This is a genomic window from Thermostichus sp. MS-CIW-36 (genome assembly GCF_054059035.1).
Genome location: NZ_JBSSBR010000007.1, coordinates 68722 through 94927 on the forward strand (window position 1 = coordinate 68722; position 26206 = coordinate 94927).

15 protein-coding genes, 3 pseudogenes and 1 CRISPR repeat array are annotated in these 26206 nt (G+C 58.1%); of the genes and pseudogenes, 7 read left to right on the forward strand and 11 right to left on the reverse strand.

Annotated features, from left to right (window positions below; genetic code table 11):
• Positions 1-3: 3 nt before the first annotated feature.
• Positions 4-1410 (reverse strand): UDP-glucose dehydrogenase family protein, encoded by a 1407-nt coding sequence (locus ACVWVQ_RS05070; RefSeq protein ID WP_457507235.1) that lies wholly within the window; start codon positions 1408-1410, stop codon positions 4-6.
• A 135-nt stretch (positions 1411-1545) separates the two neighbouring features.
• Here ACVWVQ_RS05070 and ACVWVQ_RS05075 point away from each other — a divergent pair, with 135 nt between their 5' ends.
• On the forward strand, positions 1546-2451 hold the full coding sequence (locus ACVWVQ_RS05075; protein ID WP_457507237.1) for a cation diffusion facilitator family transporter: 906 nt from the start codon (positions 1546-1548) through the stop codon (positions 2449-2451).
• A gap of 271 nt (positions 2452-2722) precedes the next feature.
• Positions 2723-5082: direct repeats of the CRISPR family, unit length 36 nt; unit sequence GTTCCCCCTTCGGGGGGATCCCTAGAAATTGGAAAC.
• A 440-nt stretch (positions 5083-5522) separates the two neighbouring features.
• On the opposite strand, the pseudogene ACVWVQ_RS05080 reads toward ACVWVQ_RS05075, so the two are convergent.
• Positions 5523-6176, reverse strand: a pseudogene (locus ACVWVQ_RS05080) (metallophosphoesterase family protein); the annotation flags it as partial.
• A 114-nt stretch (positions 6177-6290) separates the two neighbouring features.
• Here ACVWVQ_RS05080 and upp point away from each other — a divergent pair.
• The gene (gene upp / locus ACVWVQ_RS05085; RefSeq protein ID WP_457444820.1) at positions 6291-6926 is read left to right on the forward strand and encodes a uracil phosphoribosyltransferase; all 636 of its coding nucleotides are present in this window, start codon (positions 6291-6293) and stop codon (positions 6924-6926) included.
• A 351-nt stretch (positions 6927-7277) separates the two neighbouring features.
• On the opposite strand, the gene ACVWVQ_RS05090 is transcribed toward upp, so the two are convergent.
• The 6 genes from ACVWVQ_RS05090 to ACVWVQ_RS05115 all read right to left on the reverse strand — a co-directional run bounded on the left by ACVWVQ_RS05090 (position 7278) and on the right by ACVWVQ_RS05115 (position 18398).
• Entirely contained in the window at positions 7278-12692 is a 5415-nt protein-coding gene (locus ACVWVQ_RS05090) for a response regulator (protein ID WP_457507239.1), read from the reverse strand.
• 188 nt (positions 12693-12880) lie between these two features.
• Positions 12881-15394 (reverse strand): methyl-accepting chemotaxis protein, encoded by a 2514-nt coding sequence (locus tag ACVWVQ_RS05095; RefSeq protein ID WP_457507241.1) that lies wholly within the window; start codon positions 15392-15394, stop codon positions 12881-12883.
• A gap of 302 nt (positions 15395-15696) precedes the next feature.
• Complete coding sequence (locus ACVWVQ_RS05100) at positions 15697-16215, reverse strand: CheW domain-containing protein (RefSeq protein WP_414375289.1); 519 nt, start codon at positions 16213-16215, stop codon at positions 15697-15699.
• A gap of 112 nt (positions 16216-16327) precedes the next feature.
• A complete protein-coding gene (locus ACVWVQ_RS05105) occupies positions 16328-16693 on the reverse strand; it encodes a response regulator transcription factor (protein ID WP_414375290.1) in 366 nt (121 codons plus the stop codon).
• Positions 16690-17067 (reverse strand): response regulator, encoded by a 378-nt coding sequence (locus tag ACVWVQ_RS05110; protein WP_414375291.1) that lies wholly within the window; start codon positions 17065-17067, stop codon positions 16690-16692. Before ACVWVQ_RS05110 ends, ACVWVQ_RS05105 begins: the two co-directional genes overlap by 4 nt.
• A 188-nt stretch (positions 17068-17255) precedes the next feature.
• Positions 17256-18398 carry a response regulator gene (locus ACVWVQ_RS05115; protein ID WP_414375292.1) on the reverse strand — a complete coding sequence of 381 codons (1143 nt, stop codon included), beginning with the start codon at positions 18396-18398 and terminating at the stop codon, positions 17256-17258.
• A gap of 243 nt (positions 18399-18641) precedes the next feature.
• On the opposite strand from ACVWVQ_RS05115, the gene ACVWVQ_RS05120 reads away from it, so the two are divergent.
• Positions 18642-18926: a YggT family protein gene (locus tag ACVWVQ_RS05120; protein ID WP_414355918.1), complete on the forward strand. Its 285-nt coding sequence runs from the start codon at positions 18642-18644 to the stop codon at positions 18924-18926.
• 60 nt (positions 18927-18986) lie between these two features.
• Here ACVWVQ_RS05120 and tnpA read toward each other — a convergent pair.
• A pseudogene (gene tnpA, locus ACVWVQ_RS05125) lies at positions 18987-19421 on the reverse strand (IS200/IS605 family transposase).
• A gap of 494 nt (positions 19422-19915) precedes the next feature.
• On the opposite strand from tnpA, the gene hisG reads away from it, so the two are divergent.
• The 3 genes from hisG to ACVWVQ_RS05140 all read left to right on the forward strand — a co-directional run bounded on the left by hisG (position 19916) and on the right by ACVWVQ_RS05140 (position 22453).
• Positions 19916-20623, forward strand: coding sequence for an ATP phosphoribosyltransferase (gene hisG, locus ACVWVQ_RS05130; RefSeq protein ID WP_457507243.1), 708 nt, complete (start codon positions 19916-19918; stop codon positions 20621-20623).
• A 103-nt stretch (positions 20624-20726) separates the two neighbouring features.
• On the forward strand, positions 20727-21521 hold the full coding sequence (locus ACVWVQ_RS05135) for a photosystem II manganese-stabilizing polypeptide (RefSeq protein ID WP_457507245.1): 795 nt from the start codon (positions 20727-20729) through the stop codon (positions 21519-21521).
• Between the two features lie 89 nt (positions 21522-21610).
• Positions 21611-22453, forward strand: coding sequence for a class I SAM-dependent methyltransferase (locus tag ACVWVQ_RS05140; protein WP_414358263.1), 843 nt, complete (start codon positions 21611-21613; stop codon positions 22451-22453).
• A gap of 6 nt (positions 22454-22459) precedes the next feature.
• Here ACVWVQ_RS05140 and ACVWVQ_RS05145 read toward each other — a convergent pair whose 3' ends face one another.
• Entirely contained in the window at positions 22460-23338 is an 879-nt protein-coding gene (locus ACVWVQ_RS05145; protein WP_457507247.1) for a mechanosensitive ion channel family protein, read from the reverse strand.
• 217 nt (positions 23339-23555) lie between these two features.
• Between ACVWVQ_RS05145 and ACVWVQ_RS05150 the strand changes: the two genes are divergently transcribed.
• Positions 23556-24740: an NAD(P)/FAD-dependent oxidoreductase gene (locus ACVWVQ_RS05150; protein ID WP_457507249.1), complete on the forward strand. Its 1185-nt coding sequence runs from the start codon at positions 23556-23558 to the stop codon at positions 24738-24740.
• 42 nt (positions 24741-24782) lie between these two features.
• Here ACVWVQ_RS05150 and ACVWVQ_RS05155 read toward each other — a convergent pair.
• Positions 24783-26041, reverse strand: a pseudogene (locus ACVWVQ_RS05155) (RNA-guided endonuclease InsQ/TnpB family protein).
• Between the last annotated feature and the right edge of the window lie 165 nt (positions 26042-26206).

The window sequence follows — 26206 nt, forward strand, 5'->3', positions numbered from 1 at the left end:
CACCTACCAGCCCACTCCAATGAGGGTTATGCCCGCCTGCCGCACCGCCTCCCGATCCAGACAGTTACGGCCATCGATGAGCAAGGGCCGCCGCATCAGCTCTGCAATTCGTCGGTAATCCAGCGACAAAAACTCCGGCCACTCCGTCACCAACACCAGGGCATCGCAGTCCTGGGCCAGCCGGAACACATCCGTTTCCACCACCACATGGGCTAGCCCCTCCCGCATCCCTGAAGCGGACACAACGGGATCATACGCCTTCACCTTTGCCCCAAGGCGGTGGAGCTGCTCGATTAAGGTCAGGGAAGGGGCATCCCGCAGGTCGTCGGTGTGGGGTTTAAACGTCAGACCCAGTAGGCCAATGGTTTTTCCCTTGAGCACCTTGAGGGCTTGCTGCAGCTTTTCCACCAAACGTTGCCGCTGTTCTCGGTTAACCTCCACCGTGGCCTGCAACAGCTTGGCCTCATAGCCATAGTCAGCAGCGGTTTGGATAAGAGCCGCCAGATCTTTGGGGAAGCAGCTTCCGCCCCACCCTATGCCAGCGTTGAGAAAGGCGCGGCCAATGCGCCTATCTAGGCCGATCCCTTCCGCCACCTGGGTGATGTCGGCGCCGGTGCGCTCGCAGATGTTGGCCATTTCGTTGATGAAGCTAATCTTGGTGGCCAGGAAGGCGTTGGCGGCATACTTGATCATTTCGGCAGAAGCCAGGTCGGTCACCAGCAAAGGCACGGGATCCCCTTGCAGGCCCTGCTGGCGGTTGAGGATGGGTTCATACAGCTGCCGCATGATTTCAATGGCGCGGGGGCTGTTGGAGCCAATCACAATGCGATCCGGGTAGAAGGTATCTTGGATGGCACTGCCCTCCCGTAGGAACTCGGGGTTGCTCACCACGTCAAACTGCGGCGTCCAAGGCGAGAGCTCCAAGGTCAGGGATCTGGCCTCTGGATCTCTCCCCACTTCTCGGCTGCTCAGCCGCTGCTTGGCGGCTTCGGCGGCCCCGTCCAAAATGAGCATGCGCACCCAGTCGCCGGAGCCAATGGGCACGGTGGATTTGTTGACAATGACTCGGTAGCGCTCGTCCAGGTGCTGGCCAATTTCCCGCGCCACCGCTTCCACATAGCGCAGATCCGGCTCCCCGCTGGGCAGAGCGGGGGTGCCCACGGCAATAAACACCACCTCGCTGGCCCGGATCCCAAGGCCCAGATCGGTGGTAAAGTGCAGCCGACCTGCCCCAGTTTCCTCCCGCACCAGCTCCTCTAGGCCGGGCTCGTAGATGGGCAGGCGACCCCGCTGCAGCCCTTCAATCTTGGCGGAGTTGTTGTCCACACAGATAACGCTATTTCCTAGGTGAGCCAGGCAAGCCCCTGTTACCAGGCCCACATAGCCAGCGCCTACCACAGCAACGTGCATACTCAGAGTTCGCTCCCCAATCGGCGGCCACTTGACTAAGCCTTAGCAGCTTGCTTTTAGGGTACCCTCCCTTACCCCTATTGAGGTCGGTGACAGAATAAAGCAGGATATCTGTGGATCCCCGCCCGAGCTGCAGTGAGCTTTCTGGATTCTGCTGCCATAGCCAGCCGCCGTCAGCGCCAAGTGCAGAGGGTGCTGTACGTCACGCTAGGGCTAAATGTCCTGGTGTTTCTGATCAAGTTAATCCTGGGGCTGACGACGGGATCCCTGAGCCTCATTGCCGATGCCCTGCACAGCTCCACCGACAGCGCCAGCAACATTTTGGGCTTGGTGGCCGTGCGCTTTTCTTCGCCAGAGCCCGATGCCGACCATCCCTACGGCCATCGCAAGTTTGAAGCCATTGGAGCGCTGGGGATCGCCGCCTTTTTGGGGATGGCCAGCCTGGAGATCCTGCGCACAGCCGTGGAGCGGTTTTGGGAGCCCCAGCCCCACCTGCAGATTGACGAGCTAACCTTGGGGATGATGGTGGGCGTGCTGGGCATTAATGTCTTTGTCACCCTCTACGAGCACCGCTGGGGCAAAGCGCTATCCAGCTCGCTGCTGTTGGCCGATGCTCGCCATACCCTCAGCGACGTTGGGGTAACGCTGACGGTGTTGCTGGGGTTGGCCGGCATGCATTATTGGGGGATCCCTTGGTTGGATCAAGCCCTGGCTTTGCCGGTGGCGCTGCTGGTGCTCCGAAGCGGCTGGGAAGTGCTGCAGGAGAATCTTCCCTACCTCACCGACCGGGTGGCGATCCCTGCCGAGGCCCTGCGGGATCTGATCCTGAGCGTGCCAGGCGTGCTCGACTGCCATGACATCACTTCCCGCGGGATTCCAGGGGAAATGGTCTTTATCGAGATGCACCTGGTGGTGGAGCCACAGGACATTGAGTCCGCCCACCACCTTACCGAGGAAGTCGAACACCTCGTGCAAGGGCGCTACGGGCCGGCGCGGATCCTCATCCACCTGGAGCCCCGCTCCCATATCGAACAACCCTAGCGAGAGCTTGCCACCTGCCAACAGATAGCCTAGCCAAACCTCAGGGATCCCGATGTTTCCAAAAGAACACCAAAACGGTATCAACGCCTCTGCGAGCGTCCCTCAAAATCTCGGAAAAGCCCATTCTTTCGTCGGATCCCTCGACGCCTTGTGCCACAAGGCTTTCCGGCCCCAAAACCCCCTCGCCGAAACTCTTTTTGCCCCCTTTTTTCCGGATCCCTCGCAAACGGGTCTTGCATCCCTTGCCCTGCTTGGCTTTAATAGGGGTGGAGTTCCCCCTTCGGGGGGATCCCTAGAAATTGGAAACTCAACAGCTACAGCAGCTTAACTAGTCTAATCCCAAGTGTTCCCCCTTCGGGGGGATCCCTAGAAATTGGAAACCTGGCAAAAGAAAGTACCGTAATCAACCCAGTCGCCAAGTTCCCCCTTCGGGGGGATCCCTAGAAATTGGAAACATTTTATTTTTAGGCAGAGACGCCTGTATACTCTGCCTGTTCCCCCTTCGGGGGGATCCCTAGAAATTGGAAACTGTAAATTGTGCAAACTATGTCCTTAACACCCTTAAAGTTCCCCCTTCGGGGGGATCCCTAGAAATTGGAAACATCCACCTGGGGAAACCGTTCGGATTGCGGGAGTTGTCTGTTCCCCCTTCGGGGGGATCCCTAGAAATTGGAAACTTTGTAGGGAGGAACTGTGCTTACTTTATCTACTCAGGTTCCCCCTTCGGGGGGATCCCTAGAAATTGGAAACGATCATGATAGCCATAGCAACCTCCTTAGGCAGGGAAGTTCCCCCTTCGGGGGGATCCCTAGAAATTGGAAACAACTAGGATTCTTGTTTCCCGGGGTTCTACATGTTGATGTTCCCCCTTCGGGGGGATCCCTAGAAATTGGAAACACGGCGGACCCGTAAGACCATTGCCGACAAAATAATTAAGTTCCCCCTTCGGGGGGATCCCTAGAAATTGGAAACAGCCATGTAGGCAAGTTCGTCCGGCGTCCAGATAAGGCGGTTCCCCCTTCGGGGGGATCCCTAGAAATTGGAAACGAGAGAAGACTAACCTCCCCCACCAGCACCCAGGTATGAAGTTCCCCCTTCGGGGGGATCCCTAGAAATTGGAAACGTACACATATAGTGCATACTTAACAAACAAAAGAAGTTGTTTAGTTCCCCCTTCGGGGGGATCCCTAGAAATTGGAAACATGCGGGTTGTTATTGTCGCACCAGTCAGTCTGCAATCGGGTTCCCCCTTCGGGGGGATCCCTAGAAATTGGAAACAGTTACAACTCCCTTCGGTACCAAGGGCACCATCTGGGAGTGTTCCCCCTTCGGGGGGATCCCTAGAAATTGGAAACATCTCGGAAGACCAACACCCCGAGAGTTTGGGGATTTGTTCCCCCTTCGGGGGGATCCCTAGAAATTGGAAACAGCCCTGCAAATCCTCCAATTCGATTACAGAGTGGTAGTTCCCCCTTCGGGGGGATCCCTAGAAATTGGAAACAGTTTTGTACTCTAATACGTGACTTGTTAACAAGTTTAAAGTTCCCCCTTCGGGGGGATCCCTAGAAATTGGAAACTACCGAAGTTATAGGCATAACGGCAGATGATGGTGCTAGTTCCCCCTTCGGGGGGATCCCTAGAAATTGGAAACAAGAAGACTCATTGAGGTCGTCGATAGAAAAGTTTGTTCCCCCTTCGGGGGGATCCCTAGAAATTGGAAACTTCCCTGGTCGTGGGCTTCGGCCAGGCGAAGTGATTGTTCCCCCTTCGGGGGGATCCCTAGAAATTGGAAACTCTATAATCATTAAGCGTGCGCCGCACCAAGATGGGTCTGGTTCCCCCTTCGGGGGGATCCCTAGAAATTGGAAACATATATTCCAGAAGCTAACAAAATTGCATACTATATGTTCCCCCTTCGGGGGGATCCCTAGAAATTGGAAACCCGCAACCAACATACCTGGGTTGCACCACTCGTTGTGTTGGGTTCCCCCTTCGGGGGGATCCCTAGAAATTGGAAACCACCCAGCGACCCCTATGTGGGATCGCGATAATGTAGTGCCCATCGTTCCCGGCAGTTCCCCCTTCGGGGGGATCCCTAGAAATTGGAAACACCGTTGCTCTCCTCGAGAACGAGGAAGTTTTTGTGGAAGTTCCCCCTTCGGGGGGATCCCTAGAAATTGGAAACTAGGAGTTAAAGCGCAACTCCCACTCAGTTGAGCAGATGGGTTCCCCCTTCGGGGGGATCCCTAGAAATTGGAAACAAGCGGTACCTATGTATACATAAGAGATTGAAATGTCAACGTTCCCCCTTCGGGGGGATCCCTAGAAATTGGAAACACGCTGCAGCATACTTGATGATCTGGTCCCGGGTAGTTCCCCCTTCGGGGGGATCCCTAGAAATTGGAAACCAGTTTAGGAGGTATTCATCCCTATCAACGAAAGTCAGGTTCCCCCTTCGGGGGGATCCCTAGAAATTGGAAACGGCCAAAAACCTCCGCCACAGCCCTGTTCAAATCTTCGTTCCCCCTTCGGGGGGATCCCTAGAAATTGGAAACAGCTTGAGATCTGGCGTTTTCCCTTGAACTCAAGTTGAGGGTTCCCCCTTGGGGGGGATCCTTAGAAACTGGAAAAGAGAAAATCGAAATCAAACGAAACTGGGCCTGGTTATCAGGCGGGCAGCGAAAACAACGGCTGAAACGCTCCAGAAATCGGCCTGCTGGCTGGGGAAAGTCTGGGAAAGTGAGGTCTGGATCCCCGGCAGCCACCGCTGCCCAAAAGTAGCGCAATTGTGGGGCCAAGGCTTGTGCCTGTTCCAAAGGCAAATTCAGCGGTGCGGAGGTTAAAAACTTAACCACCGCTGGTTCACTGCGCTGGGCCATCCATTCTCGCGAGAACGCCTGCAAATCGGGCCAATCCGGCAGGGATCCCACCCGGTAGCTTTGGATATGGACTTGGATCCCGGTCTCTCGATCCGACCGGATCTCGACAAGGCGGTAGGGGTGGGGAAAGCTGACCAAAGAGCCGGTGGTAATGTCGTAAACCCCCCCTCGTCGGGCGATGTGCTGGATGTGCAGATGTCCGGTGAACACCAGTTGCACCCCATAAGCTTGCAGCAGCCGCCGCAACTGAGAGGCATTCTCCAGCATGTAGCGACGCCCCCAGGGATGGAGAGACTGGCCGCGCAGATGCTCGACCACATTATGGTGCACCATCAGCAGCACCAGCTCTTCCTCGGCTGCCGCCAATTCTTTCTCCAGCCAGGTCAGTTGTTCTGGGGTTAGACACCCCACCAATTGACCCTGAGCATCAAAATGGTTGGAATTGAGGCCGATCAAACGGATCCCTGGCCGCAGAACCCGGCTGTAATCCAAAGACTGCCCATCCTCGTAGCCAAAAGCTCGGTAGTAGCGGGGAAAATCCGCCAAACCAATAGAGCGCCCGCTGGCCTCGGGCTGGGGCACATCGTGGTTGCCGGGCACCACAAAAGCCGGAAAGGGCAGTCGAGCCAGCCGCTCTGCCAGCCATGCATGGTTTTCCGGCTCCCCATGCTGGGTCAGATCCCCCGGCAACAGCAGAAAATCCAGAGGCAACTGCACCAGATGCTGCAAAACCTGTTCCAGAGCCGGGATGCTCACCTCTACCAGGTGAAATCGGCTGGGGTGATCCCAAAGGGTGGAAGGGAGGGCGACGTGGGGATCGCTCACCACAGCAAAGCGGATCTGCACGGATTACTCCCCTTGACAACAGCAAGCAGATAGAGCCTTCGGCCCACCGGGGGGGCAAGCGCTTCTGCTATTCTGGCATCCATCACGGGATCCCGATTATCTCAGGAGCACAGCATGGTGGCCCAGGTGATTACCATCGATCACCCTCTGGTGCAGCACAAGCTCAGCCTCATGCGCCGTGTTGAAACTACAACCGCCGACTTCCGAGCGCTGATGCGGGAGATCAGCCTCTTGATGGCCTACGAGGTGACCCGCGATCTGCCCCTCAAGCTACAGCCCATTCAAACCCCGATGGCCCCAATGTTGGCGCCGATGTTGGCGGCAGAGAAAAAGTTGGTGCTTGTCTCCATCCTGCGGGCCGGCCAAGGGCTCCTCGACGGCATGCTGGAGCTGATCCCATCAGCACGGGTGGGGCATATCGGCCTATATCGGGATCCCCATACCCTGATCCCCATCGAGTACTACTTCAAGGTGCCCACCGATATCGAGGATTGTGAGGTGCTGGTGGTGGATCCAATGTTGGCCACCGGCCATTCGGCAGCAGCGGCTGTAGCGCGCCTACGCCAAACCCGACCCCAGTCGATCCGCTTCATCTGCCTGGTGGCCGCCCCAGAAGGGATCCGGTATTTCCACGAACAGAACCCAGATGTGCCAATCTATACCGCTGCTGTAGACGATGGCCTAGACGAGCACGGCTACATCCTCCCCGGCCTGGGAGATGCAGGGGATCGCCTGTTCGGCACCCGCTGATGGGAGAGCATGACTCTAGTCAATGATAAGCTCAACTATACTGAAAATAATGTATAATATGTTCAGTACGGATTACTACCAGTTGATCTTTCTGTTTACTTTCGAGTCTGCCAACATGGTAGCCAGAGCAAAGCAGAAAATTGGTAGTAGGACGACACGGAAACTGCGCTTTGGGTATTCTACTCAAAGCTTTGCGGGATACCGCCATTCTGTTTGGAAACAAACAGAATGCTATCGCTGCATAGTTGAACAGTGATGTTCAGCAGTGTTCAGCGTAAATGTATCAGTGCCATGCCTACAGCACCCTATGTTGCTGCGCCACACTGAACGGGAACCGCACCGCTGTCGCGATTAGGAAGTTGGGTTGGGCGCCAACAACTGTTCCCCCCTCAACATGCGGGCAGCAGCGCTGAGCAGCTCCTCTTCCAGATAGGGCTTGGTGAAGTAGGCAGTTGCTCCCAGCTCCCGTGCTGTTTGCCGGTGCCGTTCTGCCCCCCGCGAGGTGAGCATGGCAACCGGAAGATGCTTGAAGTTGCTGTCTTCCCGCAGGCGGGTGAGCAGTTCTAGGCCGTCCATCCGCGGCATCTCGATGTCGCAGAAGATGAGGTCGCAGGGCAGGCCGCCGCGCAGCTTTTCCCAGGCATCCTGGCCATCCCGCGCCTGTTCCACCCGGTAGCCCACCTTCTGGAAAGACATCGAGAGCAGCTCCCGAACGGTGATCGAGTCGTCCACGATCAACACGGTGGTCTGGCGCACCTCTTCTGGGGTTGGCTCCTCATCCCGGTGATCCAGCCAGAAGCGGTTGAGATCCCGACGGCGACCGTGGGCTATGTCCACCAGCTCGATGATGTCGGCAATCGGCAGCACCCGCCCGTTCCCCAACACCGTTGCCCCAGAAATGCCCGGCGGCTTGGGCACAGGCCCGCGCAGTTGCTTGATCACGATTTCCTGCTCTTCCACAAAGCTGTCCACCTGCAGAGCAACATACTGACCGGCACTTTGCAGGATGACAATGGGAATGATGCCCTCATCCTGAGTGATGCTGTACACCTCAGAACGGCTGCGGCTGTGGCTGCGGCTGTAGGCCAGCAGATTCGAGAGGGGCTGGAAGGGAAGGCGCTGATCCCGCCAGAGAATTGAGGGCCGCCCCTGCTCATCCGGCTGAACTTCGTCGGCAGGAACATCCAGCATCTCCTCCACGCCATCCAGGGGGAAGGCGATCAGGGCTTTGTCGCTGACACACACCATGGCCTTGGAGATGCTCAGGGTGAGGGGGAGACGGATGGTGAAGGTGGTTCCTTTGCCCCGCACAGAATCCACTTGGATACTGCCGCGCAGATCGGTGATGTTGCGGCGCACCACATCCAAGCCAACCCCCCGCCCGGCCAGATCGTCCACCTCGCTGGCCTCGCGAACGCTGAAGCCAGGGTGGAAGAGAACGTTGAACACTTCGTCTTCGTCGGCTTGCTCCGACAGCAGCCCCAGCCTTTGGGCCTTGGCCTTGACCTTCTCCACCGGGATCCCGGCGCCATCGTCCGAGACGATGATGATGGTTTGGTTGCCCTGATAGAAGGCCTTGACGGTGATCTTGCCCTCAGGGGGCTTGCCCGCCCGCCGCCGCTCCTCAGGGGTCTCGATCCCGTGTACCAGGGCGTTGTTCACCAAGTGGGTCATGGGGTCATAGAGCTCCTCCAGGATGGCCTTGTCGATGAGCGTGTCACGGCCTTCCACCACCAGGCTGGCCTGCTTGCCCGTTTTGATGGAGAGATCCCGAATGGCGCGGGGCAACCGATCGGCAACTTGCGAGAAGGGCACCATGCGCGCCCGGTTCAGGCCCTCTTGCAGTTGGGTGGTTACCTGCCGGAATTGGCGGGTGATCTGCTCGGCCTCATCCACGGCAAACTCGATGTCGGAGGAGGACTCGCGCACCCGCACGATGAGCTCAATGATCTCCTGGGCCAGAGCGTGGAAGGCCGTAAACTGGTCCATCTCCAGCTTGTCGAACTCTTGGCCGGAGGAATGGCTCCGCCTTCCTCGGCTGGATCCCTCCCCATTTCGACCGAAGCCCACCGTTACCGTGCCGCCATAGGCTGAGCTGCTGCGGCTGGAGAACAAAGCCGATTCCAGCAAGGAGCGGTCATACTGATCCCGCATGCGCTGGCCCAGATCCCCTAGCTGTTGCACACGGCCCAACAGGCCATCCAGAAACTGGCGCAGACGGGTTTGGTTTTGCTCCATGCTGTTGCGGATGACCACCAACTCTCCCACCAGGTTGTTGATGGAGTCGAGGTGGCGCACCTCCACCCGCATCACAGGGTTGCTGAGGGCAGCAGTTCGCCGTGAAGTCGGCCCAGTTGCCGCCGGAGCGGGAGCAGCAACAGATGGTGAAGGTGTAGGAGCAGCGGCAGGTGCTTGGGCAGGAACCTCGAGATCGCCCAGGAGCGATTCCAGCTGGGCTGCAAAGTCGTCAGCAGCCTCGCCGCTCGCGGCTGCAGGGGATCCCACAAGGGGGGCGATAGCCTTTTCTAGCTCAGGGGTTACCGCCGGCTCGGCAGCGTCGAAGAGGGCGGCCAAATCGTCCAAACGGGGAGCCGGAGCAGCTTCCAGCGCCTCTTCCTCTGGGGTCTCGGCCTCGCCAACAGGAACGGCTAAGGATTCATCCTCTGCAAACAGGCTGGCCAACTGGCTTTCCAGATCGTCCTCCGCAGGCTGGAGGGCATTTCCTTCCTCCAGTGCGGCAACCGGCGGCTCTGGCTCAGACACGGGCACTTCCGCCAGGCTGCTCGCTTGCAAAGCTTCTGTGTCCTCCAGGAAGGTGGCAAGATCCAAGGGGGGTTCTTCTTGGGGCGCTTCCCCTTCTGCAAAGAACTGGCTCAACTCATCCAGATCCACCTGGCTGTCGCTATCCATGGCCGAGAGGGATCCCCTGGCCCCCAGGCTCAGTTCTTCTGGGTCGGATTCCTGGGTGAATAGGGCATCGAGACGGTCGAAGGAGAGCTCGGGGGAAGGGGCGACTGCCTCCTCAGCCGTGGGTTGCAGGTCTGCGAAAGACTCCTCCTGGACCGGGAACAGGTCCTCCAGAAGCGCCCACTCCTGGGCTTCTGCTGTGTCCCCAGCTGCTGATTGGGTCAGGGGGATGGAGTCCCCATCGGACGCCTCCTCGAGGGTCTCGCCGGCGAAGAGATCCCCTAGGCTCAGCTCGGCTCCGAAGTCTGGAATTGGCGATTCCCTCGGCTCGTTGGCCATGTCGGGCGACGTGGGGAAGGGTTCGCCGATAAAGAGATCCCCCAGTTGCTCAGCTTCGGCAGCATCAGCCTCAGCGATGTCCAGGGATGGGCCAAAAGAGGGATCCAAAAATACGGAAGGTTCACTTGCTTCCGGCATCGACCAAGCCGGATCGGCTTCTGCCGCAGGGGTGGAAAAAAAGCTCTCCAGGCTGTCTTCGGCAGTATCAAAGGCAGCAGAGTCGGCGGACTCTAAGGATCCCACCTCGTCGGATCCCGACTCTGCCAGATAATCTGCTGGGATGGAAAAATCCTCCGGCTGGATATCTGCGGGAAATTCAGCCCAAAGGTCTGCTGCGATTTCCCCGTCCTCAAGGGCTTCCTGAAGGGGTGGGGACGGTTCAGCCGCCCAAGGATCGGCCTCCAGCTCACCAGCGGGAACGGCCTCCAAGTCCGGAAGCTGAGACCCTTCCTGCCGGAAAGCACTCTCTACGGGAAGTTCCTCCAGCTCAAATAGGGCCTCTACCCCGGCACTTGCGGCTTCGTCTGGGACAAAGCCGGATCCCTCGCCCATTTCCGCAGCAACGCTCTGGGCAGTCGGCTCCTGTTCAGCATCCCAGGCAGGCTCAGCAGAGACAAACCCCTCTGCCCCTTCACCCACCACTTCGGCAAACAGCTCCGCCAGATCGGCCTCAGCTCTCTCCTCATCCAACCTTGGGCTCAGATCCTCAAAGGTCTGCAAGAGGGGCTCAGGAGAGGAGGGGATCAGCTCCGTTGGGAACTCTTCGATATCGGATAGCGCTTCTGCGTTGGCAAACAGCTCGTCAAAGGCTGAGGTGGCTTCTTCCTCCAGATCCAAGGGAGTGGCATAGAGCTCCGCTCCGCTAACGCGACCGAAGTCGTCCGCAACAGAGGCCAAGTCAGCTCCCTGCCCGTCCTCTTCTGGGCTTTCTGCCGGCACGGCAGCTGTCCTCCAGTCTTCCTCCCAAGCCGCTTCGGCTCGGATCCCTGGCCAACTCAGATCCAGATCCCCCTCTTCCGCGGGAGCAGATCGGTGCTCTGAATCTGTTCCCGCCAGCGGGACGGAGTCCTCAGCAGTGCCCACTTCCCATAGGGATGAGAGCTGTTCCGCCGCCAGATCTCCGCTTGCCTCTGCGCTCTCCTGCTCCGGCGACAGGGCAGCTCCGGGCTCATCCTCTTGAAAGGATGTCTCAGCGAGGGTTACCGCTTCCCAGCTCAGATCGGGGGTAGCGCCTTCCTCCGCAGGGATCCCAGCAGCCGCAGCCCAATCCTCTGGGGCACCCCCAGGTTCTGGGAATGACGGCTCTGCCTCAGACCCCCAAGCAAGGCCAAGGTCGAAGGGCTCAGGGACTTCTGGCTCTTCAGGGGCTGCCGGAACAGGGCGGAAAGCCAGCAACTCAGCCGAGGGTCGGATGGTGTTTGCCGCTCCGCCGGCCAGAGCTTGGTGCGCTTGCTTCAGATCTCGCAGCACCGGCAGGGCCAGTTGTCGCAAATCCTGGCCGGGATCCGCCAAAATCTCGCCGATCAAGCGGGTCAAATCTGTCCAGCCCCCCAGTTCCAGAGCCGAGGATTGCCCCAAATCCTGCAAAGATTGCGCCAACGCTTGCAGGGCCGGTCGAGTGGCTGGGTCGTCGGGACGTTTGAAGAGTTCCAACATCTGGCGCAACAAGGCCGGGATCTGCTGATGCACCACCACCTCAAGGGGATCCGGCGGGGCAGGAGGGGCGGCAGGGCGAGCCAATTGTTGCAATTCTGAAGAAGGGGCAACCTGCTCAGGCTTGCCGGCCAAGATAAGCTGCTGCCCTTGCTTCAAATCCCGCAAGGCAACCAAAGCCAAAGTTCGCAGGTCGGCATCGGGGTTGCCCAGGGCTTGCTCGAAGGTTTCCGTCAACTGTTGCCAGCCCGCCAGATGATGGACTTGCCCGATCTCCTTGAGAACGGCGTTCGCCGCCACCAAACGCTCTCGGACATCTGCCTGATCCCGTTGTTTAAACAGCTCCAGCATCTGGCGCAACTGCTGCGGCACCACCTCCGCCATGTCCTGCTGCAGGGTGCGAACCGCCGGCGGCGAGACGGGAGCTGAGACAGGGCCCTCGCCGAGAAGATTTTGAATGTGCCTTTCGGTCTCTTGAAAAACCGGCTCCAATTCCGCCAGGGTGGTGTTGCTGACTTCCTGGGTGAGGCCGCGGGGGCTCTGCAGCTCCTCCAACAACATCGAAAGCCCATCAAAGGCCCGCAGCAGCAGGGTTTCCAGGTGCTGATCGACGGGCACTCCGCCTGGGCGAGAGCGAAAGATATTAAAAAAATCTTCCATGCGGTGGGCCGTCCGTTGGATACTGGTGAGACCCAGCATGGCAGCTCCCCCCTTGATGGAGTGAGCAGCTCGGAACAGCTCGTTGATCAGCTCGGGATCGCTCATGCTGTCCCGCAGGCTGAGGAGCACTTGTTCAATCGTTGCCAAGTGGTCGCGGGCTTCTTCGATGAAATAACTGAGGATCCGCTTCTGTGCTTCTTCATTCATGGCAGGAGGCCCTTCCTACAGCCCACAAGTTTTCATTCAGTAATAACAGACCGGACAGGGTGAGGCTCGCCTGGGCGAAAAGTCCGGCCAACAGTTGCAACAGGGGGATCCCACTGCCATTGAAGAGCGGGGACTTCTCCTTCATGGGGATCCTTGCCCCTAGAATGCCCTCAAAACAGCAAATTTGCTCATTCATCCCCAACCCGGAACCGACCGACAGAAGTTTGCAGCTCACGGGCAATGCTCACCAACTGTTGTAGCGAAGTTGCCACCTTCTGCGCCTCTTTAGAAGTCTCGTTGGCGGTCAACTCCACCGATTGCATCACCTGCGCCACAGAGCGAGAGGTTTCCGTCTGTTGCACAGTGGCCTGAGAGATCGCCCGCACCAGCTCGTCGATCCGGCGACTGACCTCGATGATCTCGTCCAGGCTGTTCTTGGCCTGCTCTGCCCGCCGCGTCCCCTCGATCACCAGTTGGGTGCCCTCTTCCATGGCCGTCATCACGTTGCTGGTTTCCGATTGAATCTGCAACACAATCTGCTCGATCTCCTTCGAGGCTTTGGCGGCTCGGTCGGCCAGTTGTCGCACTTCGTCGGCCACAATGGCAAAACCCCGTCCCGATTCCCCGGCTCGGGCCGCCTCGATACTGGCGTTCAGGGCAAGCAGGTTGGTGCGAGAGGCAATTTGAGAGATCAAAGCCACGATTTTGGAAATTTCCTGCGAGGATTCCGCCAATCGCTTCACTTTGCGGGTGGTTTCTGCCACGGTTTCGCGGATCTCCAGGATGCCACTCACCGTGCGATCCACAGCTTCTCCGCCTCGAGAGGCTGCTTCTGTGGCCTGGGCGGTCACGTTGGCCGCTTCGCGGGCGTTGCTGGCCACCTGTTGAATGGAGTCCGTCATCTCCTGAATGGAGTTGAGGGAGTTGGAGATCTCCTCCGCCTGGCGCAAAGCATCGGCAGAGAGGCTGCGGGCAAAGTCCTCGTTCTGCAAGGCGGCATCGTTCACGGCGGCAGCAGCCCGCTTCACCTGGCTGACAATGTCTCGCAGACTGCGAATGGTCAGGTTAAAGGAGTCGGCCACAGCCCCTAGCACGTCGGCAGTCACCTCTGCCCGCACGGTCAGGTCTCCACGGGCAGCTCCTTCCACGTCGTCCAGCAGGCGAATCACCTGGCGCTGTAGGTCTTCCTTAGCTTGCCCTTGCTCGGCAGCCCGCTGGTTCAGTTCGGTGAAGTTGGCTTCGATGGCAGCCGCCATCTGGTTAAAGCTGTCGGCCAAGCGCCCCAGCTCATCGTGGGTGTTGACTGTGGCTCGTACTGAATAATTCCCCTGAGCCAAGGCGGCAAAATGACTGGCCAGCTCTTGGGCGGTGGAGCGAACTTGTTTGGCACTGCCGGCTCCAAGGATAACCCCTGCTCCTGTGCCGATCACCCCACCTCCGATCACCCCGGCAATCAAGCGAGCTCCCCCGTTGGCCGGGATCCCAAGGCCAATCGCCAGCCCGGCAGCCAAGCTCACCGCTCCTTGGATAAGCGCTATGGCCAATTGCCGATCCGCAATCGGTCGGTTGGCGATCCCGGCAGAGGTTCTTGCCCCTTGTTCGCCTGCACTGGGGATGGGGAGTGAGGCCGTGGGCAGACGTTGAGGCTGCAGAACTTGGGCCGCTCCGCTACCGGTCTCCGCCATTGGGCTCATCCCCCCGGTCGCCCCCTCATCTGGGCGGAAGGCACCCACCGGCTCACCGCCATCCATGCCGGCAAGTTCGCGATCCAGGCTGTCTAGCTCGTCAAGCTCGAAGAGGGCAGAGCCGGGACTGGCAGTATCTTCATCGGGGGCAGGGATCGGCTCACTCATGGGGGCAGCCAATTCGGTCGGCAGGCTTTCTTCCAGGGATCCCCCTTCCTCTTCCTCAAGACCGGGCAGGGAGAAGCCCATCTCATCGGGAAAATCGGCATCGCCGGCCAACTGCGTAATGGAGTCGGAGTCGCCTTCTAGGGCTTCCAGATGCTCTCGATCGAACTCGTTGAGGAAGGCAAAGTCATCTTCGACCACCGGATCGGTTTGAGGCCCGCCCTCTTCCGAGCCTACCCGTCGCGAGGTGGCCGGTGGTGTTACCCGAGAATGGGTTGGCATCTGGTAAGATGAACCCAATGGATCAGCTCCCGGCATTTGCAGGCCGGTCTCAAAGGGATCCCCAAATCTCTCTTCTCCCATGAAGACTTCGCCATCGCCGCTAAGGCTGTCCGCCTCCAGCGGAAACGGATCTTGAGCGAAGGGATCCGACTCTTCTTCCCCCATCCCCTCGAACTGCAAGAAGGGATCGGCAGCAGGGAAAGCCTCTTCCGAAAAGGCATCCGACCCAGGTGCAAACTCATCTTGAGGGCGAAACTCGTCCGCTCTTGGGGAATCGGAAATGTCCGCCAGCTCCGGCGCCATTTGCAACAGCTCCTCTAGACCCTTCCGGGCCGACTCCAGCTCATCGGGATCGCTGGCCGTTTGTAAAATGGTGTTGTAGGTTTGGCGAGCTTCCAACAACTGCCCAGCTTGTTTTTGTGCTGAAGCCAGCAGCAGCTTGACAGCAGTATCTTGCGGTTGAGCAGCAGCCACTTGGTTGAACAACCGCACCGCCTGGACGTAGTCTCCCTGCCAAAAGGCGGCCACCGCATCGGTGTAGTCTCTCTGACTGTTCGCGCTCGGAACCATGGATCCTCCCTTCACTGCTTGGCTACCTCTGTTCACGCTTCAACACAGATGCAAACGGAACGCCCCCAACACCTCAGAACCTCTTAGAATAATAGATGCAGGCTATCTCTCCTTCTGCCCCCATTCGGTCAAGAATGCACTTTTCTGCCGCCCTCTCAAGGTTTGGCCACTATGCAATCTCACCCTTACGCATCAGCAGGGGATAGCATCAGTCCAGCTTTCCCCATTGTGAATGGAGTCAGCTTGGATCTTTGATAGGAACTATACACTTTCCTCTCGCCGAACTCACAGGGGGCCGCTTGTCAACCCCAACGATGGGATCTCAGAATGGCCGACTGATCCAGCAAGGGCAAGCGCGATCCCGTTCCGGGCACCACCCATTCCCCTCGCAAAAAAGGAGCCATGGACTCAGGAGCCGTGAGGGCAGGCCGCACCAGTTCAGTCTTCAGCCACTCCATACCCACAATTAAATCCACAGCCAAGCCCATCAGCAAATCCTGTTGATCCATTACGGCCACCACAGGGATCTCAGCTCGGTCGATATTCAGGGGCGGGCTGATCCCCAAAAACTGCCCCAGATCCGCAACCCAGACGATCTCGCCCCGCAAATTCAGCGTGCCCAGCAAAACCGGAGCGACATTGGGCATGGGGGTGATTTTCTCTGGGCCAATGCTCATCACCTCCACAACCGATACCGCTGGCAGCGCGAATTCCTCCCCGGTGGCAATCTTGAACTTTAGGAATAGCTCACCTTCGGGAGCCTCCATCTCCCGCAGTTCCTGGGTTTCATCCCCCATCAATAAATCCAGATCCCCCAGCATGATGCGCCCCCGCCTGTAACAGCTTTGTGGAGAGTTCGTCTCCGCCCACGCCCCCTGCCAAAATACAAAGCCCCCCAACTTTCCCAGAAGTCTCGAGGCAGAAAAGCGGTTCTCAACCTCTCAGCAATTGTTTAATCGTACCCACCAGCTCCTGGGGCTGGAAAGGTTTGGCAATGTAGGCATCCGCTCCCTGGCGGATCCCCCAGTAGCGGTCAAATTCTTCGCCCTTGGAGGAACACATGACGATCGGGGTTTTCTGGGTGAGGGGATCGGCTTTCAGAAGGCGGCACACCTCATACCCATTCATGCGCGGCATGACAATATCCAGCACGATCAGATCGGGTTTGCTCTGCTTCACGGCTTCGATGGCTTCCACGCCATCCCCCACCACCGTCACCTCCAAGCCGTTCTCCTGCAGCAGCTTGCTGATCATCTCCCGCTGGGATTGGCTGTCTTCCACCACCAAAACGCGACTCATTTCCGATTCATCTCCCGCAATTGATGTTTGATGGTCGCCAGGAGCTCTTGGGGCTTGAAGGGCTTGGTTACATAGGCATCCGCCTGATTGCGCCTGGCCCACTCGATATCAAAGGTCTGGTCTTTGGTGGAACACACGACGATGCGAATGTGCTTGGTGCTCTCATCCCCCTTCACTTCCCGGCACACCTCATAGCCGTTCATGCGCGGCATGACAATATCCAGCACCACCACATCAGGCTTTTGCTGACGAATGAGCTCCATCGCCTCTACGCCGTCTGTTGCTGTGGAGACTTCCAAACCGTTCTCGGAAAGCAAGCTGGAAATGGTCTCCAGGTAGGTACGGTTGTCATCCACCACCAGCACTTTGCTCATCGCCGTCTTGCTCCTTTTGCACTCCCGCGCAACCGTCGGGCTGCTTTGACTGAGATTTCGCCTTCTAACCTCACCCGGCTCCATGGCTCCAAGTCGGCCATGCTACCCCTATTGTTTCGGTGAGGCCACTCTTCTGTCCAGTACCCCGCCCACAGTCCTCTGTGCCAACATTTTGGCTGCCCCAACGCCTATTCGCCACCGCCCCGTTTGGGGGGAGGGCCTACGTAGGATTCAACAATGGTCAACAACTCCTTTTCCGCAAAGGGTTTGCTCAAAAACTCGTTGGCTCCGGCCATGCGGGCCTTAATCCGATCGGTGAAGCCATCCTTGCCGGTCAGCATGATCATGGGGGTTTCGCGAAACTGGCTGGACTTGCGCAACATGGCGCACAGCTCATACCCATCCAATTTGGGCATGGCCACATCACAGAGGATCATATCTGGGTTGAGGAGAAACACCTGTCCCAAGGCTTTGAGAGGATTGCCGATGGTGGTGACCTGGTAGCCCTCGTTTTGCAGGATGAACTCTACGGTTTTTTGGATGGCCATAGAATCGTCGATGCAAAGGATGTGGCTGGGCTTATCGCTGGGTTTGAGGGGACGGCTGGGCTTGGGCTCCACGATCAAGACGGGCTCGGACAGTTGAATGACCCCTTGGCGGACGTAGGGATAGATGGCCTTGGCCACTGTGAGGGTATCTCGGCCCAAGTAGCGGCTCATCTGGCGAATGCTGGTTTTGCCATCCGACCATTCGCTTAGGGCCTTGAAGACGGGGGCCGGCAAGTGTTGCTGCAGAGGAATGGGGTTGAGAATGGTGGGAGCTTGGTTGGGAGCTTGGATGTAGGGGTGCAGTTTTTTCCACTCCTGCACTTGGGCTACGATCTCGGTGAGCAGGGGGGTGACGGGGAAGGTGGTCAACTGGGGGGCCAGGGGGGATCCAGCCTCGAAAATGAAGGAGCCGTGGTGGAGGCTAAGCAGGTCGAAGAGGACTTCCCGCACCATGCCCAGCAGGATTTGCTTGCCTTGGTTGGGGTTGAGCTTGTGGTTTTCCAGCAAAGACCAGAGGCGGTTGTATTCGGGAGCGTTGACTGCAGCTTTGTGGGGAATTTGAATTTCCTCAAGGGCAGCTTCCACCTTGAACCGGCGCAAGTAGTCTTTGAGGCGGGCGATGTTCCCTTCTGCTTCAGAGGCGTAGATGATTCGTCCATTCAGGAAAAAGACAAACCAGTAGGCAGAGGGGCTGGCCTCTACGAAAAGCTCACCGGTGCGCTGGCCCAGCTCGATGAGCTGAAGGATGCTGCGGATATCGATCTCTTGTAGTTTTCCCTGCATGGGATCCCTGCCCGAAGTCCAGCAAGATACGACTATTATGACGCTAGTCTTCACGGTTGCCGCCCTGCGGCAAGGCTATTTTCGGGAATATTCGGGAACGCAGTTAAAGTCTAAAAAAGTTGTGGGTTGACTCGGGCCGAGCGTCTGCATTCCCCAGAGCATCTTCGGGATCCCGACAGGTTGCTCCCAGCCAGAGCAGAATGGATCCAGAGTATTCCCTAAAGCCTGGTTGCTGCAAAATCTATGCTGCCGATATTCACTGCCTGGGTGCTTGGCCCGCTGCTGGCGCTTTACACCATCTTGTTTGTGCTGCGCATCTTTCTGTCGTGGTATCCACAACTGGATACTTCCCGGTTGCCCTACTCGCTAGTGGTCGGCCTGACGGAGTTTCTGTTACGCCCGACCCGCCGCCTGATCCCGCCGCTGGGAGGTGTGGACATGGCCCCTGTGGTTTGGGTGGGCCTGGTTACCCTGTTGCGGGAGGTGTTGCTGGGGCAGCAGGGGCTGCTGACGATGGCTCTGCACTGAGAGCGTTTGTGTTAACAGTCTTTTATCAGAAAACTGGGTCTAAAACCCCGCCCTTAAGGCCTAGGGCCCGCTGACGCGACAGGGCGGCTCTTCTTGGTTTTGAATGTAGGCAACTAAGACTTGCAGGGGAGCACCACCCACACCTGATGCAAAGTAGCTAGGACTCCACAAGGCGGTTTTGCCGTAGGGCTTGGGAAACTTAGCCTGCCCGTACCTGCGGCTGGAGACTCCCTTGAGGGCGTTAACCATCTGGAAAAAGACCACTTAGGTGGGTAGAAAATCAAAAGATGAACATGGTCTGCTCCACCGTTAAACTCTAAAATCCCAAAATCCATCGATTGGGCAACGCTCTTAAATGCTGCCGCAATTAAGTCCAAACCTTAGTATCCTGCGTTTGTATTGGGTGACAAACACCAAGTGCGCTTGCAAGCTGGAAACGCTGTTGCGGTCTTTGCCACTCGGGTGGTGGTCTGCGATGGTTGTGGAGCAGTCCATGACCGGGATGAGGTGGCTTCTGAAAATATCGAGCAAGTCGGGATGGGGCAAAGCGCTCCGCGCCGCCAAGGCGAGCGCCCGACTCTAAAACGGAGGTGGAGACTGTTCGCGCCAGCGGGACGGAGTCCTAGTAAGACCAGCTTGCTGGCATCGGTCTGTGAAGCGTCAAGAATCCCCTGCCTTTAGGCAGGGGAGTATGTCAACATCCCAGGCATTCTGGAGAACCGGTGGGGCTTTCAAGAGGCTGGGGAATCGCTGCCGGGATTCCGATCCCCTACAATCAAGGGGGCTTGCTTTTCTGGGAGAGCCCGCTTGCTGCCGGCCTGTCTCTGGGCATTCTCGCTGATGTTTCCCCCTAGGCCCCTCGTTCTAACCCGTCTCTACCAGGAGTCCACTCGGCAGGCGGGGATCCCGAGATTCTTGTGTTTGTTCATACCAATTACTTCCGGCCCAAGATCAGATCAAGGTCAGATGTAGATGTAGATGCTGAAAAAATGCTGGATGGCCGTCCCGACAGCCCACCCATCACGATTGCTCTGGCCAAGGGGGCCCTGCTGCCTGAGGCCATTCAATGTCTGCAGCAGGTGGGGATCGATTTCAGCCGTTTTTTGGATCCCGGCAATCGCCTACTGCGGATTGAGTCCCCCACCCGGCTGAACGGGCAACGCTACGAAGCGCTGCTGGTGCGCACGCACGATGTGCCGGTGTATGTGGAGTATGGGCAGGCGCAATTGGGCATTGTCGGCTACGACATCTTGCGAGAGCGCTATGCCGGCACCGCAGCGCGGGTGGCCCACCTGTTGGATCTCCAATTTGGCCACTGTCGTATGTCGGTGGCTCTTCCCCAAGATAGCCCCTACCGCTCGGCAGCTCAGTTGCCTGCTCATGCCCGCGTGGCTTCTAAGTTTGTCGGCTGCGCCCGGGAGTATTTTGACCGCCTGGATTTGCCGGTGGAGCTTATCTCTCTCTATGGTTCGGTGGAGTTGGCCCCCCTCACCGGCATGGCCGATGCCATCGTCGACTTGGTAGCCACAGGGCGCACCCTGAGGGAAAACGGCCTGATTGAGCGAGACTGCCTATTCGAGAGTACAGCTCGCCTGATTGCCCATCCCATCAGCTACCGTGTCAACCAACAGCCTATCCGCGAGTTGATCACCCAGATTCGGGAACGCTGGCTGGGATCCCTGTTGGTGGGTGGCTAATTTTGAGGCACTTCCTCTGAGGGGGATCACGATTGCGTACAATGGGGGCATTCGGGCTTATTTCCCCCAGCAGCGTTCAGAAAAAGGTTTTTCGAGGTTGATTATGCGGTACCGTCCACTGCTCGCCATCTTGTTGGCGCTTTGTTTGAGCGTCTTTGCCTTTCCGGCTAAGGCTGCCAAGGCGCCGCTGACCTATGACCAGATCCGCAACACCGGCAAGGCCGCCATTTGCCCTTCGGTCTCGGACAACGCCCGGGGCCGTATCGAAGTGCCTAGGGGGGGATCCCTGAAGCTGACGGATGTCTGCTTCCAGCCGGTGCAAATTGAGGTGGAAGAGGAAAAGCGGAACGGCGAGAAAGAGTTCATCAAGGCCAAAAACATCATGATCTCAGCGGCCACTCTGGGGCCGATTAAAGCTGAGGTGACTCCCAAAGACGGCGTGCTGGAGCTCAAAGTGGTGGATGGGATCACCTCTCAGCCGACCACCGGCCAAATGCCCCGCCGCGAGCTGGTGCCGTTTCTGTTTAGCGTGAAAGACTTGGTCGCCACTGCCCAGGGCTCCGCCATTGACCCTTCGACCGATTTTGAAGGGGAGTTCTTGGTGCCCGGCTATCACAGCAGCACCTTCCTCGACCCGCGCGGGCGGGGATCCAACACCGGCTACGACACTGCGGTAGGTCTACAGGCTGCCAAAGATGATTTTGCCACCAACCGCAAGGTGGACGAGGTTTCCCAGGGGAAAATGTCGCTGCGGATCGCTCGCGTGGATCCCAGCACCGGGGAGATGGCGGGATCCTTTGTTAGCATTCAGCCTTCCAGCACCGAGCAAGGGGCGATGGAACCCCACACTGTTCGCGTTCAAGGCTTGTTTTACGCTCGCCTGGCGCAGGAGTCTTGAAGAGGCTTGAGGAAAGCCGAGAAGAGATCCAATTTCGGGCTTGAGATGGGCAGAGATCCCGGCGATCCCTGCCTATTTCTGTTGATACTATGTCTGTCTGGGTTTGCCCGTTGGGGAAGTGTGCAGCGATGGTGGGATCCCACAGCGTCTGTTTTGATCGGGCCGCCGATTTTTACGATGCCACCCGCAGCTTTCCTCCCGGCGTAGATGAAGCGATCGCCGATGCAATCTTGGCCGCGGTGGAAGCCACCCCTGAGACCCACTTTCTCGAGGTGGGCATTGGGACAGGACGCATTGCCTTGCCGCTGATCCGTCGCGGCTATTCCTATTCCGGCATCGACATTTCCGAGCGCATGCTGGCCGTCTTGCGGCACAAAATTCAACAAAGTCTGGGCCAAATGCCGCCACAGGTTCATTTGCAGATGGCCGATGCCACCAACCTGCCTTTTAGGGAGCAGTGTTTTGATGCGGTGATCACGGTGCATGTGTTGCACTTGATCCGCGAGTGGCAGCAGGCGATTGGCGAGATCCGTCGCGTGCTCAAGCCAGGTGGGGTCTACCTCTACGGCTATGGAGAGCGGGTGATGAGCGCCCGCCACTCGTTCGAGGCCCGGTGGACAGGCATTCTGGCAGAGCTGGGATTTGAATCCCAACAGGTTGGAGCCGATGCCGAGCAGGTGGAAGCGTTGTTGCAGTCTCAAGGGGCTCACGTGGAACAGAGGACAGCGGCAGAGTGGCAGACGGCCATCGCTGCCCAAGCTTTGTTTGATCTGTACGCTCAGCGCTGCTACAGCAGCTCCTGGCCGATCCCAGAGGAGATCTTCCAGGCGGCCATTGCCCGCTTGCGAGCTTGGTTTGGCGAGACTTATCCCGATCCCAAGGCAATTCTGCTGGGGGAGAGCCGATTTCAGATGCTGCTGGCCCGCTGGTAGGGATCCCTAGGCGACCTTGGGATTAGGGATGTGATCCTGAAAATCGTGCTGGTCGAACACGTAAACGGTGCGAATCGGGTAGGGGATGACCAATCCGGCTCGGTCGCAGGCCTGTTTGAGAGCCATCATCACCTGAGTGCGGACGCGCCGCACCTCCGGCTTGCGGGGCCGAGTCCAGTAGCGCACCACAAAATCAATGGAACTGTCTCCGAACCCCATAATGTCCAACTCAAAGGGGGGATCCGCCAGCACCCCCTCGACCCCCTGCATGGCTTCCCGCAGCACCTCCAGAGCTTTGGGCAGAGGTGTATTGTAGTCGAGGCCAATTTCCAGATCGGTACGGCGGAAGGGGCGATCGGTCAAGACCGTGATCGGGCTGGTAAACACAATAGCATTGGGAATGACCACGCGCTCCCCCTGATAGGTGCGAATCTGGGTGGAGCGAATGCTGATTTCTTCAACGGTGCCTTCGAATTCTCCGACGATAATTTGGTCGTTGAGTTGAAAAGGCTCGTTCAAAAGCAGCAGCACACCCGCCAAGAAGTTCTTGAAAATGTCTTGAAAAGCAAAACCAATGGCTACCGACCCTAACCCCAGTAGCCCGATGAGGTCACCCAAGCGCAGATCCGGGAAAGCCACCACGCTGGCCGCGAGGATCCCGACCACCCAGGCGCCCACTTGGCCGATCTGCACCAGCAGCATTTGCAGGGAAGGGCTGGGGATCCACCGATTGGCTGCGGATCCTACCAGACGCCGCACGGCTCGAACGCCATAGCGGGTAGCCCAGAGGATGACTGCGGCGATCAAAAAGCCCGGCAACAGCTCAATGCCTCGCCCCACCATCTCCAGGAGACTGCGGTTGATGGTTTGAAGTAGTTCGTTCATACCCTCATCCTTGCTATGCAATTGGCTACGATGAACACAAATGGACTTTGGCAGACTCTGAACCCGAGGAGACTCTCAATCTGGACTCAAAGAAGCCCTTTGCGAGTTCCTCTTCAGCCAGTATCGGCCACCGGTGCAGGCTTAGGTTCTGCTGCGCTTGCTACCCTGAACGGAGCCACTTTGCCGCAAGATGAGGTTCAGGGCAACGAGGGAAGCGATGGCCAACTACGACTGGATCGTGATCGGTGGCGGGATTACCGGGGCAGCTCTGAGCTATGAGCTGGCCCGCCAGGGGGGATCCGTTCTCCTCGTGGAGAAAGAAGCGGTGCTGAAGGGGGCAACCCGCTACAGCTACGGGGGCTTGGCCCATTGGGCGGGCAAAACGCCGATGCTCAAAGCTTTGGGGGAAGAAGGGATCCAACGCTACCGCACCCTGTCAGAGGAGTTGGAGGCAGACATTCAATTTCGTGAGCTGGACCTGCTCATGCCCATTGCCCCCGGCTGTGATGTGGAGGCTGTCGAGGCGGATCTGGCCGACTGTCGCATCCCACCCCGGCGGATTTCGGTGGCGGCAGCCTGCGAGCTGGAGCCGCTGCTGGATCCGGCAGCTCTGGAAGCAGTGCTCTGGGCTCGGCATGGCCACATCAACCCCTTGTTGACGGCGCTGGCCTTTCAAACAGCCTTGCAACGATTGGGGGGATCCCTCTTGATCACAACAGCAACGGCCCTGCGGCGGCAGGAAGCGCGTATCACGGGCGTAGAGGCTGGAGCCAACTGCTATGGAGCAGGCCAGGTGGTGGTGTGTGCCGGCGGCTGGACGCGGGCTTTGTTGCGCCAAGCGGGGATCCGGGTGCCCATCTACTTCACCCATGCCGAATCCCTGGAGCTGGAGCCCTCGGATTTGCAATTGAGAGCGCTGGTGATGAGCGCGCCTGTGCAACGCTTGGAACTGGAGCGGCAAGCCGCCCATCCCGATCGGGATCCCCTTTGGGACGAGCCAGGGCACGAGCTTTGCCCGCCGATTCTGGATGCCGGGATCCTGCAATTTGTGGATGGCAGCATTCGCATGGGCCAGATCAGCCGGGTATTGACAGATCCCCATGCCGAGGTGGATGCAGCCGCCAGCGAAGCCCAGATCCGGGAACAGGCTGGTCGCTACCTGCCCAAGTTGGCCCACCTGCCCGGACGGTGGTATCACTGCTTGGTGGCCTTTAGCGCCGATCACCAGCCTCTGGTCGGATCCCTGCCCGGTTGGGAAGGCTTGCAACTGTTTTCCGGCTTCAGCAACCCCCTGCCCATCGTGCCCGCTTTGGCCCGTCGCTTCGCCCAACAAGCCTATGGACAGGCGGATGAATGGATCCCTGCTCTGTCGCCGGCGCGGTTTGCCCAGGTTTTGAGTTGATGCCTTGCCTGCTCTCGATGCTCCTCGCCGAGCAAGTGTAAACTACCCGCACCACTCATGCTGACGCAAAGCGCTCGGCGCCGCTAAAGCGAAAGAGTGCGGGCTTTCAGTAGCCCTGAGCCTGTTATGCTCTGCCAGAGAACAAAACAAACCCGTTCGCGAAGCGAGCCGTAGGCTTAACCTCTAGGCTGGTTTACAGCAGCCCCCAAAAGCGCAATCACATTCGCACCATTCAAGTCCGCATCCCCTTCCCATCCACAGTGCCCACACTTAAACTGCTTCCCACTGCGGTAGGACTGTTCAGGGTCGGGATGAATGCGCAAACACCGGTGGCAAGTTTGACTACTGTAGCGGGGATTCACCAACACCACCCTAACTCCTGCTTGCAGAGCTTTGTAGCCAATAAAGGTGCGCAGTTGGTAGAACGCCCAACTATTTGCACGCCTACGCTCTGTCTGACTGCGCGGCTGTTGATTGACCCTTTCCCGAATCCCTGTCAAGTCCTCTAGAGCAATAGCGCTGTTCGTTGCTTTTGCCCTAGCCACAATAGCTTTGGAGATGCGATGATTGACCCACGCTTGAAAGCGCCTCTCCTTGCCAGACAGCCGTTGCAGCAGCTCTCTGCACCTGCGCCGGGAACTGCGGCTGCCCTTACTGGCTTTTTGCTGGAGTACCGCTCTCAGCTTGGAATAATGCTCTCGTATTTTGCTCAACTGCTGTCCATGCCAGTTCTCTCCCTCCGATGTATGGGCAATGTCTGTTCTCCCCAAATCCACGCCTATTACTCGCTCTTGGGGTTTGGTAACAGGTGTTTCTGTCTCTAGGCAAATTTGCAGATAGAACCCACCACCACGACGCTGAACCAGAGTCGCTGCTTTGGGTTTTGTCCCTGCTAACTTCCTGCGTTGATAGTTGCCGATGGCTAACTCAAACCGTTCCCTGCCATCAACGGTAGTGATGGACACTGTCCAATCTTTCTCTCTGAAGGAAAAGATGCGGGCATCGTAAGTAACAAACGGTTTCTTGAACTCCTTGACGGGTCTATTTTTCCGTTGTGCTCCTTTGCGACTACCTGCGACTCTGCGGCATACCTGCTGAGCCAAGTTACTGGACAAGCCAAATCGCGACCTAAGTTCGTAGTAGCAAAGGGATTGGAGCTTGATGGCATTGACTACCTTTGCTGGGGTGTTGGCATTGACCCAGTTCAAGGCTCCTGTGAAAGCAGAAAGGGTAGCAGAGAGTTTTGCCGCTTGAGCTTCTGCTACCCTGAGCTTGCAGGAAAGGGTCAGGACTTGGGTCATAGCTCTACCATACTTCATCAAGACGCATTCCTCCCGACGCTGACCCTACGGGTACAGCGCGGGGCTCCTGCGCGAGTAAGCTGAATTCCTATTTCCCACCTCCCCAACAACTCCCAAAATCCTCAGGGCAACCTTGCTAAGATTTCCATGGCAGGGATCCGCGAA